We start from the raw sequence: 11,964 nt of genomic DNA on the forward strand, positions 1-11,964 counted from the left end.
GTCCGCGACGACGCAAGTGCTGTGTGAACAGACCCCCGGTCCAGGCATTCCGGCTCACCCACCCCGAGGTGGGTCTACGGTTGCGGGTCAGCGCCGGAGTTGGACCGGCTTCCCCTGAATGCGGAGGGTGACAATCGCTTCATCAGACCACGACGCCTGACGATGAGTCAACGGATCGTCATGTCGATCACGTCACCTCGTCGGCCGGCACGTGGACGGTCGGCCTGGACGTCGCCCATCGCCGCCGACGCGCGCCGGGCCCCTTCCGCGGGGCCCGGCGCGCCGGTGCGTCGCCCGGTCGTCAGGGCGCCGTCACACCCGGCTGCGCACCCGCGCCGAAGGACCAGCCCTCGACGTCGCCGGAGGCCGGGTTGTAGCTGCCCGCACCCAGGCTGCTGTACGACCACGGGCCGCCGTGCTGCGCGTGCCAGTACGACCAGTAGGCGCTGCCGGTCGGGTTGGTGCACGTCGCCGGCAGTGCGTTGATCTTGCACACGAAGCCCGGGAAACGCGGGTGGAAGGCGTACGAGAACCCGGCGCCGGTCAGTGCGGCCAGGCCGCTGGCCGGGTCCCCGGGGGCGCATCCGGTCTCGATGCCGCCGCCGACGGCGGTGAAGTCCACCACGACGGTGACGCCGGTGGTACCGCTACAGGCCGCGGCCCGGGCCGGCGGGGCCTGGACGGCGGAGGCGCCGAGCAGGCCGGCGGTGAGGGCGGCGGCCGCGGCGACCGAACCGAGCGTGCGGCGGGCCGGGCGGGCCGGGCGGGCCGGGATGAGGGTGTCGGTCATCGGAACTCTCCTCGCGGGATCGGGGGTTCGTCGTCTCAGTGGGAGGCCGGGGCCGGGCAGGCCAGGGTCGGGGCGTCGGGACGCGCGCCGGCGGCGGAGAGGGTGGCCAGCGGGGTGCCACCGAGGCCGAGGACGGCCTGCGCGGTGGCGCGGGACCCGTTGCCCGCGTTGAAACCGGACGCGTCGTACGCGATCGCGCCCCGCACCGCCGGGTCGGTGGTGCAGCCCTGCTGGAACTTGACCAACCGGCTCCAGCCCTTGACGCCGGCCCCGAAGCGCCCGCCGGACAGCAGCGCCTGCGTGGCCAGCCCGGTGGTGTTGGCGTTGGAGGCGGTGGCCCCGGCCGCGACGAAGCCGCCGTCGGCGTTCTGGTGGGCGGCGAGCCAGCCGAGACCCGCGTTCGCCTTGGCGGTGCGGCCGGTGGCGGCGAGGGCCTGGGCGGCGAGGGCGGTCGCGTCCGGGTCGCTGGTGCAGGCGGCCTGACCGAAGGAGACCGGGTAACCGCCGTCCGCGCACTGGCTGTTGGCGAGGAAGTCGACGGCCGTGGCAGGGGCGCCGCCGGGGGTGCGGTGCAGGGCGATCAGGGCGAGCGACTGGCCGAAGGCGTTGCTGTAGTCGCCCCACTGGGAGCGGTCGGAGAAGCGGCCCTCGGGGCTCTGGAGCGAGCGCAGCCGGGCCGGCAGGTCGATGCCGCCGAAAGCCGTCGGGTTCACGCCGCGGACCTCGGCGGCGAGCAGCAGCTTGGCGGTGGCGCCCGCGTAGGCCTCGGTGGTGCCGTCGCCGAGGTAGCCGCTGATGATCTCGGGCTTGGCCAGCCAGGCGGTGGCCTTGGCGGCGGCCTGGTCGGAGCTGTGCGAGGCGGCGAAGGCCAGCACGGCGTCGATGGTCAGGCCCTGGTCGGGGTAGGCGGTGCCGTTGAAGACGGACTCGAAGTGGTCGCCGTCGACGAGCTGGCGGGCCAGCCAGCCGGCCGCGGCGGCATCCGGCCGGACGGTCGGGGAGGACGTCGCGGCGGCCGGTGCGGCGTGGGCGGCGGTGGCCGCGGGGAGTGCGGTGGCGAGCGCGAGGGCGGGTATCGCGAGCAGACCGAAGGTGCGGCGAAGCGCGGACATGGGTGCCTTTCCGGGCCTGGACGCAGGGGCCCGGAGGACGTCGGCAACGTGCCGGGGCAGCCCTCGGAGCTCCGGCCCGCAGACCACGACGGGAGGAGGGGACAACACCTCCGCCGACGGGTACTCGGGCTCGCCGCCGACGTGGCGTCGGCGGCCTACCGTTGCGGGTCAGCGCCGGATTCGGACCGGCTTCCCCCGAACGGCGGAGTCACAACTTGACGGCTCATCATGGCGAAGCGGAAAAGATCCGGTCAAGGGATCGTGCGTCACATCACGGTGGGTCCGGGCGGCCCGGCCCCACCTGGACGCCCACCCGCGCCGGCGGTCCGACGGCCGACGGCCCGTGGTGCGCCGCCCCTCGTCCGGGGGCGGCGCACCACGCGGCCTGTCAGCGGTGGGTGAAGGACGGCGGGCGCTTCTCGGCGAAGGCGGCCATGCCCTCCTTCTGGTCCGCCGTGGCGAACGCGGCGTGGAAGAGCCGGCGTTCGAACCGGACGCCCTCGGCGAGGGTGGTCTCGTACGCGCGGTCGACGCTCTCCTTGAGCATGACGGCCGCCGGGGTCGACATCTCCGCGGCCTTCTCCGCGGTGGCAGGGCCTCGGCGAGCAGCTGGTCGGCCGGGACGATCCGCGAGACCAGACCGGCCCGCTCGGCCTCCTCGGCGCCCATCATCCGGCCGGTCAGGCAGAGCTCCATCGCCTTGGCCTTGCCGATCGCCCGGGTCAGCCGCTGCGAGCCGCCGATGCCGGGGATCACGCCGAGCTTGATCTCCGGTTGCCCGAACCTCGCGGTGTCGGCCGCCAGCAGGATGTCGCACATCATCGCCAACTCGCAGCCTCCGCCGAGCGCGTAGCCCGCGACGGCCGCCACGACCGGCTTGCGCAGGGCGGCGAAGCGGTCCCAGGCGGCGAACCAGTCGCCCAGGTAGGCGTCCACGAAGCCGAGGGACTGCATCTCCTTGATGTCGGCGCCGGCCGCGAAGGCCTTCTCCGAGCCGGTGACCAGCAGGCAGCCGATCTCCGGATCGCGGTCGAACTCCGTTGCCGCCGCGACGACTTCGTTCATCAGGAGGGTGTTGAGCGCGTTGAGCGCCTTGGGACGGTCGAGCGTGATCAGCCCGACCCGGCCCTTGCGCTCGACCAGGATCGTCTCGTACGTCATGCGGAGGTCTCCCTGAGGGTGGTGATGATGGCGGAGAAGTCCAGGCCGGCGGCCTCGCCCTGGGCGAAATCGGCGAACAACTCGGCTGCCCGCCTGCCCAGTTCGGCCGGAACGGCGGAGGCGGTGGCCGCGTCGGCGGCGAGCCCGAGGTCCTTGGCCATCAGCGCGGCGGCGAACCCGGCCGCGTACCCGCGGTTGGCCGGGCTGGTCGGCACCGGGCCGGGCACCGGACAGTTGGTGGTGAGCGCCCAGCACTGCCCGGAGGCCGTGGAGGCCACGTCGAACAGCGCCTGGTGGCTCAGGCCGAGGCTCTCCCCGAGGGCGAAGGCCTCGCCGACCGCGATCATGGAGATGCCCAGGATCATGTTGTTGCAGATCTTCGCCGCCTGGCCGGCGCCGGAGGCTCCGCAGTGGACGACGCGGCGGCCCATCGCCGCCAACACCGGTTCGACGGCGGCGAAGTCTGCGTCCCCGGCGCCGACCATGAACGTGAGGCTCGCCGCCTCCGCACCGGCCACGCCACCGGAGACCGGTGCGTCGACGGCGCGGTGCCCGGCGACCCGGGCGAGGTCGGCGGCCACCCGGGCGTCCCCGACGGCGATGGTGGAACAGTCCACGAACAGCGCACCCCGGGCGACGGCGGTGAGCTCCCGGTAGGCGTCCAGGACCTGCCGTCCGGTCGGCAGCATGGTGACCACCGACTCGGCGTCGCCGACCGCTTCCGCCGCCGAGCCGGCCACGACCACGCCATGCGCGGCGGCGCGCTCCCGGGCGTCCTCCGCCAGGTCGTAACCGGTCACCCGGTACCCCGCTTTGACCAGGTTGGCCGCCATCGGGCCGCCCATGTTGCCCAGTCCGACGAATCCGATGCGGTGGGTCACCAGCGCTCCAGGGGTGTGATGGCGGCGAGGCCGAGTTCGCGCTCGCCGAGCGGGGCGAAGTAGCGCGCCACGGCGGCGGGTTCGACGGCGCTCAGCGTCGCCGGGCTCCACCGCGGCGTGCGGTCCTTGTCGATCACCTGGGCCCGGATCCCCTCGGCGAGGTCGGGCGTGGAGAGCGCCGCACAGGACGTGCGGTACTCCTGGTCCAGCACCGCCTCCAGCGGGCCGAGGGCCCGGGCCCGGCGCAGTGCGGCGAGCGTCGCCGTCACGGCGGTCGGGGAGTTGGCGGTGATCCGGTCCACGGCCTTCTTGGCTTCGGGCTCGCCGCTCTCCCGCAGCCGGTCGAGGATCTCCGCCACGGTGTCGGCGGCGTAGCAGCTGTCGATCCACGCCCGGTGTCCGTCCAGCACGCCCGCCGGCGCGGGCTCGACGTGCCGTTCGAGGGCGTCGTGCACGGGCAGCTCGGCGAGGTCGTCCAGCAGGGCCGGGAGCCGCTCGGCGGGCACGAAGTGGTCGGCGAGCCCGCACAGCAGGGCGTCCGCGCCGCCGACCGAGCCGGCCGTCAGGGCGAGGTGGGTACCGAGCTCGCCCGGTGCGAGGGCGAGCAGGTAGGTGCCGCCGACGTCGGGGACGAAACCGATGCCCGCCTCCGGCATGGCGACGCGGGTGGTCCCGGTGACGATGCGGACGCTGCCGTGGGCGGAGACGCCGACGCCGCCGCCCATCACGATGCCGTCCATGACGGCGACGTAGGGCTTGGAGTAGCGGGCGATCCGGGCGTTGAGCCGGTACTCGTCGCGCCAGAACTCCTCGACGGCTCGCGGGTCGCCGCCGGTGGCGGCGCGGTGGATGGCGACGATGTCGCCGCCGGCGCAGAAGGCGCGGTCGCCGGCCCCGGTGACGACGACGGTCTCGATCCGCTCGTCCTGCTCCCAGGCGTCCAGGGCCTCCGAGATCCGCTGCACCATGCCGTGGGTGAGGGCGTTCAGGGCCGCGGGCCGGTTGAGGACGATCAGGCCCGCCCTGCCCTCACGCTGGACGATGACCTCGTCCACGGTGTTGCCGGTCATCACGCGGCTCCGGTCAGGCCGCGGGCGACGATGACGCGCATGATCTCGTTGGTCCCTTCCAGGATCTGGTGCACCCGCAGGTCGCGGACGATCTTCTCGATGCCGTACTCGGCGAGGTAGCCGTAGCCTCCGTGCAGTTGGAGGGCCTCGTTGGCCACCGTGAAGCCGGTGTCGGTGGCGTGCCGCTTGGCCATCGCGCAGAGCTGCTGCGCACGGGCGTCACCCCGGTCCAGGGCCGTGGCGGCCCGCCAGACCAGGGCCCGGGCGGCCTCCAACTCGGTCGCCATGTCGGCGAGTCGGAACTGCAGCGCCTGGGCGTGCAGCAGGCGGGCCCCGAACGCCTCGCGGTCGGCGAGGTAGGCCACCGCGCGGTCCAGCGCACTCTGGGCGCCGCCCAGCGAGCAGGCCGCGATACCGAGCCGTCCGCCGTTGAGGCCGCCCATGGCGATGCGGAAGCCCTCGCCCTCCGCCCCGAGCAGGCGGTCGGCGGGCAGCCGGACGCCGTCCAGCAGCACCTGCCGGGTCGGCTGGGCGTTCCAGCCCATCTTCTGCTCGTTCGGGCCGAAGGAGACGCCCGGGTCGTCGCGCTCCACGACGAAGGCGGAGACACCACGCGCACCCGCACCACCGGTGCGAGCCATCACCACGTACACCTGCGAGGTGCCCGCCCCGGAGATGAACTGCTTGACGCCGTCCAGCACCCAGTGGTCGCCCTGCCGCACGGCCCGGGTGGTGAGCGCGGCGGCGTCGGAGCCGGCGCCGGGCTCGGTGAGGCAGTAGCTGCCCAGCTGTTCGGCCGAGCAGAGCGCGGGCAGCCAGCGGGTGCGCTGCGCCTGCGTGCCGTAGCGGTCGACCATCCAGCCGACCATGTTGTGGATGGACAGGTAGGCGGCGATCGACGGGCAGCCGGTGGCGAGCGCCTCGAAGGCCACCACCCCGTCCGCGCGGGAGAGTTCGGAGCCGCCGACGTCTTCGCGCACGTAGACGCCGGCCAGGCCGACGTCCGCCGCCTTGCGCAGTACGTCGACCGGGAAGTGCTTGGCGCGGTCCCACTCCACCGCGTGCGGCGCCAGGTACTCGTCGGCGAAGGCCCGGGTGGTGTCCGCGACGGCCCGCTGGTCCTCGGTGAGGTCGTGCACGGCGCTCATCCCATCGTCGGCATGGTGAAGCTCGCGCCCTCCTTGACCCCGGAGGGCCAGCGCGAGGTGACGGTGCGGGTGCGGGTGTAGAAGCGGATCGCGTCCGGGCCGTGCTGGTTGAGGTCGCCGAACGCGGAGCGCTTCCAGCCGCCGAAGCTGTGGTAGGCGATCGGCACCGGGATCGGCACGTTGACGCCGACCATGCCGGTGTTGACGCGGCGGGTGAAGTCGCGGGCGGTGTCGCCGTCGCGGGTGAAGATGGCGACGCCGTTGCCGAACTCGTGCTCGCTGGGCAGGCGCAGGGCCTGCTCGTAGTCGGCGGCGCGGACGACGGTGAGCACCGGGCCGAAGATCTCCTCCCGGTGGATCCGCATCTCCGGGGTGACCCGGTCGAACAGCGAGGCGCCGAGGAAGTAGCCGCCCTCGTGCCCGTCCAGGCGGAAGTCCCTGCCGTCGACGACGAGTTCGGCGCCCTCCTCGACCCCGAGATCGAGGTAGCCGCGCACCCGCGCCAGCGCGTCGGCTCCGACCAGCGGGCCGAAGTCGGCCGCCGGGTCGTCCGAGCGGCCGACCTTCAGCCCGGCGATCCGCTCGACCAGCTTCGCCACCAGGGCGTCGGCGGTCTCCTCCCCCACCGGGACGGCGACCGAGATCGCCATGCAGCGCTCGCCGGCCGAGCCGTACCCCGCGCCGATCAGCGCGTCGGCCGCCTGGTCGAGGTCGGCGTCCGGCATGACGATCATGTGGTTCTTCGCGCCACCGAAGCACTGTGCCCGCTTCCCGTGGGCGGCCGCCGTCGCGTACACGTACTGGGCGATCGGGGTCGAGCCGACGAAGCCGACGGCCTCCACCCGCGGGTCCTCCAACAGCGTGTCGACGGCCTCCTTGCCGCCGTTGACGACGTTGAGCACGCCCGGCGGCAGGCCGGCCTCCAGGAACAGCTCGGCGAGGCGCAGCGGCACCGAGGGGTCCCGCTCGGAGGGCTTCAGGACGAAGGCGTTGCCGCAGGCCAGCGCGGGCGCGGCCTTCCAGAGCGGGATCATCGCCGGGAAGTTGAACGGCGTGATGCCCGCGACGACGCCGAGCGGCTGGCGCATCGAGTACACGTCGATGCCGGTGCCGGCGTTGTCGGTGAACTCGCCCTTGAGCAGGTGCGGGATCCCGGCGGCGAACTCGACGACCTCCAGGCCGCGTTGGATGTCCCCGTGGGCGTCGGCGACGGTCTTGCCGTGCTCGGCGGAGAGCAGCCGGGCGAGCTCCTCCTTCTCCTGCTCGACCAGCTGCAGGAAGCGCAGCAGCACCCGGGCCCGCCGCTGCGGATTCCAGGCGGCCCACTCGGGCTGGGCCTGTGCGGCGTCGGCGATCACCGCCTCGACCTCGGCCCGGTCGGCCAGCGGAACCCGGGCCTGCACCCGGCCGGTGTTGGGGTCGTACACGTCGCCGAAGCGGCCGGACGTCCCGGCGGTGCGCTTGCCGCCGACGAAATGGGTCAGTTCACGGACCATCGGTTCCTTCTCTCATCGCGGATGGGGAGAGGAGGAATGGAGAGACCACCGCCACCGTCCGGGCGCACGGTCGTGCACGCGTACGGCAGTCGACGGTTGACGTCGGCGTCAGGGGCGGAGTTGCGCCCCGACACTCGGCACGGCCGGGCGAGGGGCGGCGGAACGGGAGAGGCAGCCCGAAGTCATGCGTGTCGTCTCCATCCTCGTGGAAAACACGGACCACCCGCGGCCGGTATCCTGACTCCCGGATCAGCGCCCGCCCCCGGGCCTTCCCGGCTGGCTGCCAGTGGCCTTCATCTGCGAGGACGAACTCCCCGGTCACAGTGGCGGGACCGTGCCGGACTCACACCGGCTTCCCTGACACCGCGGACCTGTCGTCGACCATATAGTTGGACGTCCTAGTAAGTCCAGGGTTCGCGCACGCGCCGCGCCGCCGCGCCGTCCCGGTCCCGCCACCGCCGGCAGCACCCGGGCCGCTCCCCACCGGACGCGGGAGGCCCCGGCTGCGCCGGCCGGGCACCGGGATGCCGTAGGGTCGGCCAATGGCGAAGTACTTCGACGTGCACCCAGAGTCCCCCCAGCCGCGCACCATCGGCACCGTGGCCGCCAGTCTCCGGTCCGGTGCCCTCATCGCGTATCCGACCGACACCTGTTTCGCCCTGGGCTGTCGACTGGACAACCGCGACGGCCTCGAACGGATCCGGTCGATCCGGCGCCTCGACGAGCGCCACCACTTCACTCTGATGTGCGAGGACTTCGCGCAGCTGGGGCAGTTCGTCCAACTCGACAACAACGTCTTCCGTGCCGTCAAGGCCGCGACGCCGGGCAGCTACACCTTCATCCTGCCCGCCACCAAGGAGGTGCCCCGCCGCCTGATGCACCCGAAGAAGAAGACGGTGGGAGTCAGGATCCCCGACCACACCGTCGCCAGGGCCCTGCTCGCCGAACTCGGTGAGCCGCTGGTCTCCAGCACCCTGATCCTCCCCGGCGAGGACGAGCCGATGACCCAGGGGTGGGAGATCAAGGAACGCCTCGACCACGTGCTGGACGCCGTGGTGGACTCCGGCGACAGCGGCACGGAGATGACGACGGTCGTCGACTTCTCGGGCGGCGAGCCGGAGATCGTCCGGCGCGGGGCCGGCGATCCCTCGCGCTTCGAGTGACGGGCCGGGCCTGCGCACCCGCCCCGGACTCCACCGGGCCGGGCGGGGCCGGCGGGCCCGGCGGGTCGACGAAGGCCGTGGACGACCCGCGGCCGGGCGGCACGTAGCCACCCGGCCGCGGGCCGACCGCCGACCGCCGTCCGGCGGTCAGGCGCGGGCGAGGAGCCAGGCGCCGAGGCCGCCGCAGCCGCTCGCCTGGAACGTGGTCGAGCGGAAGCCGGGCGGGATGGGCGAACCGGGGCAGGTCAGGATGCCCGCCTTGGCGATCCGGTGCTTCCAGGCGCCGACGCCGTTGCAGCCCGAGCGAAGGTAGTCGTTGGTGACGTAGCCGGCGACGATCGGCGAGCCGCTGCAGGTCCAGATGCCGTCCTTGGCGAGGTTGTGCTGCCAGGCGCCGACGCCCTGGCAGCCGGTCCGGCTGTAGGCGGTGATGACGTAGCCGGGGACGACCGGGGAGCCGCCGCAGGTCCAGATGCCGTCCTTGGCGAGGTTGTGCTGCCAGGCGCCGACGCCGTTGCAGCCCGCCTTGTTGTAGGCGGTGCTCACGTAGCCGGGGACGACCGGGGAGCCGCCGCAGGTCCACATCCCGTCCTTGACCGGCTCCTGGAACCAGGAACCCCTGCCGTTGCAGCCGGCCGCGTTGTAGGCGGTGAGGACGTACCCGCTCGGGATCGGGGCGCCGGCGCAGGACCACTGACCGGAGCCGGTCAGGCCGGCCGGCTGCGCGGCCGCGCTCGACGCGCTCGTGGCGGTGCCGGCGAGGACGAACGCGGCGACGAGTGCGAGTGCGCCCACGGTCGCACCGACGCCGCGGCGGACGACGGCGCCGGTCAGGCGCTTCCACAGATGACGGAGATGCATGGGCGGTTCACTCCAGTCCTGGCGGCGGGCATGCGCGACGCCCGTTGGTCGGGGGTAACCGAGCGGTGGATCGGCCTCACCCTAGTGCGGAGATCACGTGGATATCCGGTGTGCAAACCATGGGCGGCACAACTTGGCCGGAACATGACCGAGGTAGGCTCCCGAATCACGCGTCCCCTCCTTCACCTGGTTGCCGCCGCCGACAGCCCCTCGCATCGGCTCACCACGCCCGGCCGGGGACAGGTGGCGTGCCGGCATGACGAGCCGCCACCACTTCCGGGAGTGCATGGGCGTCAGCCCCTCGACCTACCGGCGCCAGTCCCGGCCCTGACCGGCCGCCCTGGGCCACCGCCCCCGCGACGTCTGCAACCTCCTCGGCGCCGGGGACGGCGGCTTCGTGACCGGGTCAGACAAGGCCGTTGTCCTTGGCGTAGAGCGCGGCCTGGGTGCGGTCGCGCAGGCCCAGACGGCTCAGCACGCGGGAGATGTGGTTCTTGACGGTGCCCTCGCTGAGGTAGAGGCGGGAGGCGATCTCCTTGTTCGTGGCACCTGCGGAGACGAGGCGGAGGACGTCCGTCTCGCGGGGCGTGAGCAGTTCGGGGGTGGGGAGCCCGGCCGCCAGGTTGGCGATCACCGTCTGGTCGAACTGGGCCACCCCCGCATGGGCGAGACGTACGGCCCGCGCCAACTCGACGGCGGGCAGGTTCTTGAGCAGGTAGCCCACCGCCCCGGCCTTCAGCGCCCGGGTGACGTACTCGTCGTCGTCGAACGTCGTCAGCATCACGATCTTGCAGACGGGCAGACTGCGGCGGAGCAGCTCCGTGGCCGCCACGCCGTCGATCCCGGGCATCCGGACGTCCATCAGCACCACGTCGGGGCGGCAGGCCGGGGCCGTTGCGGCCGCCTCGGCCCCGTCGCGTGCGCTGCCCGCCACCTCGATGCCCGGCTGGATGCCGAGGAGTGCGGTGATGCCCTCCCGCACGAGGTCCTGGTCGTCGACGACGAAGACCCGTACGGGCGCGTCCACGTCCGCGTTCCCGTCCACCCGCACGTTTCCGACCCCGTTCTCGTTCGCGTCCTCGTGCCCGTTCTCGTTCCCGTCCTCGGTCACCACGGGACCCCGACGGTGAGGACCGTACCGCCGGCCGAGCTGTCGATGGCCACCGTTCCCTCGGCGAGGCGGACCCGCTCGCGCAGGCCGGTCAGGCCGAACCCCTCCTCGGCGGCGTCGAACCCGGTGCCGTTGTCCACCACTCGGAGTCGGGCTCCGCGCTCGTCGTAGGCGACGTGAACCCCGATCTCGGTGGCACCGGAATGCCGGCAGGCGTTGGTCAGCCCCTCCTGCGCGGCCCGGTACAGCACCAGCAGCGGCCGGCGCTCGACGCCCGACATCTCCAGGGTGACGCGACGGCTCCCGCCGTCCAGGTGGTGGACGAGGTCGGCGAGCGCCCGGGAGAGCACGACCGGCCCGGACTCCGACTCGGGACCGAGGGTGCGCACGGAAGCCCGGACCTCGTCCAGGGCGCGGTTGGCCGACCAGCGGGCATGCGACACCGCCTGGGCCGAGGCCCGCGGATCGAGGGAGGCGAACGCCTCGGCCTTCTCCAGCTGGATCCCGATCGCGGTCAGGTGGTGGCCGAGGCTGTCGTGGATCTCGCGGGCCAGCCGGTTGCGTTCGCGGGCCGCGGACAGCTCGGCGACCTGGGCGAGCGTGCCCTCCAGCCGGGCGCGGGCCTGCTGCTCGCGGACGGCCACCGCCGCCATCGCGAGGGCCAGGACGACCCCGAGGGCGAACATCAGCAGGTCCGCGATGTACTCGGCCCGCACCTGCCAGTGCGGGACCCACAGGGTGAACGCGCCCGCCAGCGCCACCACGCAGCCGGCACCGAGACCGACGGCCACGGCGGATCCGTACACGAAGAACGCCAGGAACGGCACCAGGACGAACAGCACTCGCGACAGTCCGGACTCGTCGACGGCAGCGACCGCGCAAAGCAGCAGCACCCTGAGGGCGAACACCGTGCCCGGCCCGGTCCGGCGTCCCCGCCACCGCCCCCGGTCACGCGCGTCCAGGGCGATCAGGGCACCGAGCAGACCCACGAATCCGGCGGTCCTGGCCCCCGGGCCCGGACCGATCACGGCGTAGTAGACACCCCCGAGCAGGACGGCGCCGTACAGGACGCCGGGTATCCAGGGAACGGGCCGTGACATCGGGTCTCCTCCAGGACTCGTGGAAGCTCGAAGGCTCTCCTGCCCCGCAGCGTACGCGGCCGCCGCCGCGA

General features: G+C 73.3%; 10 protein-coding genes, 1 pseudogene and 3 riboswitches. Of the genes and pseudogenes, 1 reads left to right on the top strand and 10 read right to left on the bottom strand.

Translation table 11 applies throughout. The features are described from left to right. Positions 1–21: 21 nt before the first annotated feature. Positions 22–165, bottom strand: a riboswitch (cobalamin riboswitch). A 136-nt stretch (positions 166–301) separates the two neighbouring features. From RMN57_RS01660 to RMN57_RS01690, 7 genes and pseudogenes are all read right to left on the bottom strand, one after another. Next, a complete protein-coding gene (locus tag RMN57_RS01660) occupies positions 302–790 on the bottom strand; it encodes a flagellar hook-length control protein FliK (protein WP_313761532.1) in 489 nt (162 codons plus the stop codon). A gap of 35 nt (positions 791–825) precedes the next feature. Beyond that, a complete protein-coding gene (locus RMN57_RS01665; protein ID WP_313761533.1) occupies positions 826–1,902 on the bottom strand; it encodes a peptidase in 1,077 nt (358 codons plus the stop codon). A 97-nt stretch (positions 1,903–1,999) separates the two neighbouring features. Continuing rightward, positions 2,000–2,140, bottom strand: a riboswitch (cobalamin riboswitch). Positions 2,141–2,290: 150 nt separating this feature from the next. Continuing rightward, positions 2,291–3,063: pseudogene (locus tag RMN57_RS01670) on the bottom strand (enoyl-CoA hydratase). Further along, positions 3,060–3,944 (bottom strand): 3-hydroxyisobutyrate dehydrogenase, encoded by an 885-nt coding sequence (gene mmsB / locus RMN57_RS01675; RefSeq protein ID WP_313761534.1) that lies wholly within the window; start codon positions 3,942–3,944, stop codon positions 3,060–3,062. The pseudogene RMN57_RS01670 and the gene mmsB overlap by 4 nt, the downstream one beginning before the upstream one ends. After that, positions 3,941–5,014 carry an enoyl-CoA hydratase/isomerase family protein gene (locus RMN57_RS01680; RefSeq protein WP_313761535.1) on the bottom strand — a complete coding sequence of 358 codons (1,074 nt, stop codon included), beginning with the start codon at positions 5,012–5,014 and terminating at the stop codon, positions 3,941–3,943. The genes mmsB and RMN57_RS01680 overlap by 4 nt, the downstream gene beginning before the upstream one ends. Further along, a complete protein-coding gene (locus RMN57_RS01685) occupies positions 5,014–6,162 on the bottom strand; it encodes an acyl-CoA dehydrogenase family protein (protein ID WP_313761536.1) in 1,149 nt (382 codons plus the stop codon). The genes RMN57_RS01680 and RMN57_RS01685 overlap by 1 nt, the downstream gene beginning before the upstream one ends. After that, positions 6,159–7,658, bottom strand: coding sequence for a CoA-acylating methylmalonate-semialdehyde dehydrogenase (locus RMN57_RS01690; RefSeq protein WP_313761537.1), 1,500 nt, complete (start codon positions 7,656–7,658; stop codon positions 6,159–6,161). Before RMN57_RS01690 ends, RMN57_RS01685 begins: the two co-directional genes overlap by 4 nt. Positions 7,659–7,867: 209 nt before the next feature. Continuing rightward, positions 7,868–8,059: riboswitch (cobalamin riboswitch) on the bottom strand. 141 nt (positions 8,060–8,200) lie between these two features. On the opposite strand from RMN57_RS01690, the gene RMN57_RS01695 reads away from it, so the two are divergent. After that, on the top strand, positions 8,201–8,821 hold the full coding sequence (locus RMN57_RS01695; protein WP_313761538.1) for an L-threonylcarbamoyladenylate synthase: 621 nt from the start codon (positions 8,201–8,203) through the stop codon (positions 8,819–8,821). Positions 8,822–8,968: 147 nt separating this feature from the next. On the opposite strand, the gene RMN57_RS01700 is transcribed toward RMN57_RS01695, so the two are convergent. The 3 genes from RMN57_RS01700 to RMN57_RS01710 all read right to left on the bottom strand — a co-directional run bounded on the left by RMN57_RS01700 (position 8,969) and on the right by RMN57_RS01710 (position 11,893). Then, positions 8,969–9,682 (bottom strand): hypothetical protein, encoded by a 714-nt coding sequence (locus RMN57_RS01700; RefSeq protein ID WP_313761539.1) that lies wholly within the window; start codon positions 9,680–9,682, stop codon positions 8,969–8,971. 406 nt (positions 9,683–10,088) lie between these two features. Continuing rightward, positions 10,089–10,709, bottom strand: a complete 621-nt coding sequence (locus RMN57_RS01705; RefSeq protein ID WP_313767687.1) for a response regulator transcription factor — start codon at positions 10,707–10,709, stop codon at positions 10,089–10,091. An 80-nt stretch (positions 10,710–10,789) separates the two neighbouring features. After that, entirely contained in the window at positions 10,790–11,893 is a 1,104-nt protein-coding gene (locus RMN57_RS01710; RefSeq protein WP_313761540.1) for a sensor histidine kinase, read from the bottom strand. Between the last annotated feature and the right edge of the window lie 71 nt (positions 11,894–11,964).

Origin of the sequence: Kitasatospora sp. CM 4170, from assembly GCF_032110285.1 — a bacterium.
Lineage (GTDB): Bacteria > Actinomycetota > Actinomycetes > Streptomycetales > Streptomycetaceae > Kitasatospora > Kitasatospora aburaviensis.

What these genes read in the sequence shown, in the direction of transcription:
- RMN57_RS01660 (WP_313761532.1), bottom strand. Translation starts at nt 790, where the DNA reads ATGACCGACACCCTCATCCCGGCCCGCCCGGCCCGCCCGGCCCGCCGC.
- RMN57_RS01665 (WP_313761533.1), bottom strand. Translation starts at nt 1,902, where the DNA reads ATGTCCGCGCTTCGCCGCACCTTCGGTCTGCTCGCGATACCCGCCCTC.
- RMN57_RS01680 (WP_313761535.1), bottom strand. Translation starts at nt 5,014, where the DNA reads ATGACCGGCAACACCGTGGACGAGGTCATCGTCCAGCGTGAGGGCAGG.
- RMN57_RS01685 (WP_313761536.1), bottom strand. Translation starts at nt 6,162, where the DNA reads ATGAGCGCCGTGCACGACCTCACCGAGGACCAGCGGGCCGTCGCGGAC.
- RMN57_RS01690 (WP_313761537.1), bottom strand. Translation starts at nt 7,658, where the DNA reads ATGGTCCGTGAACTGACCCATTTCGTCGGCGGCAAGCGCACCGCCGGG.
- RMN57_RS01695 (WP_313761538.1), top strand. Translation starts at nt 8,201, where the DNA reads ATGGCGAAGTACTTCGACGTGCACCCAGAGTCCCCCCAGCCGCGCACC.
- RMN57_RS01700 (WP_313761539.1), bottom strand. Translation starts at nt 9,682, where the DNA reads ATGCATCTCCGTCATCTGTGGAAGCGCCTGACCGGCGCCGTCGTCCGC.
- RMN57_RS01710 (WP_313761540.1), bottom strand. Translation starts at nt 11,893, where the DNA reads ATGTCACGGCCCGTTCCCTGGATACCCGGCGTCCTGTACGGCGCCGTC.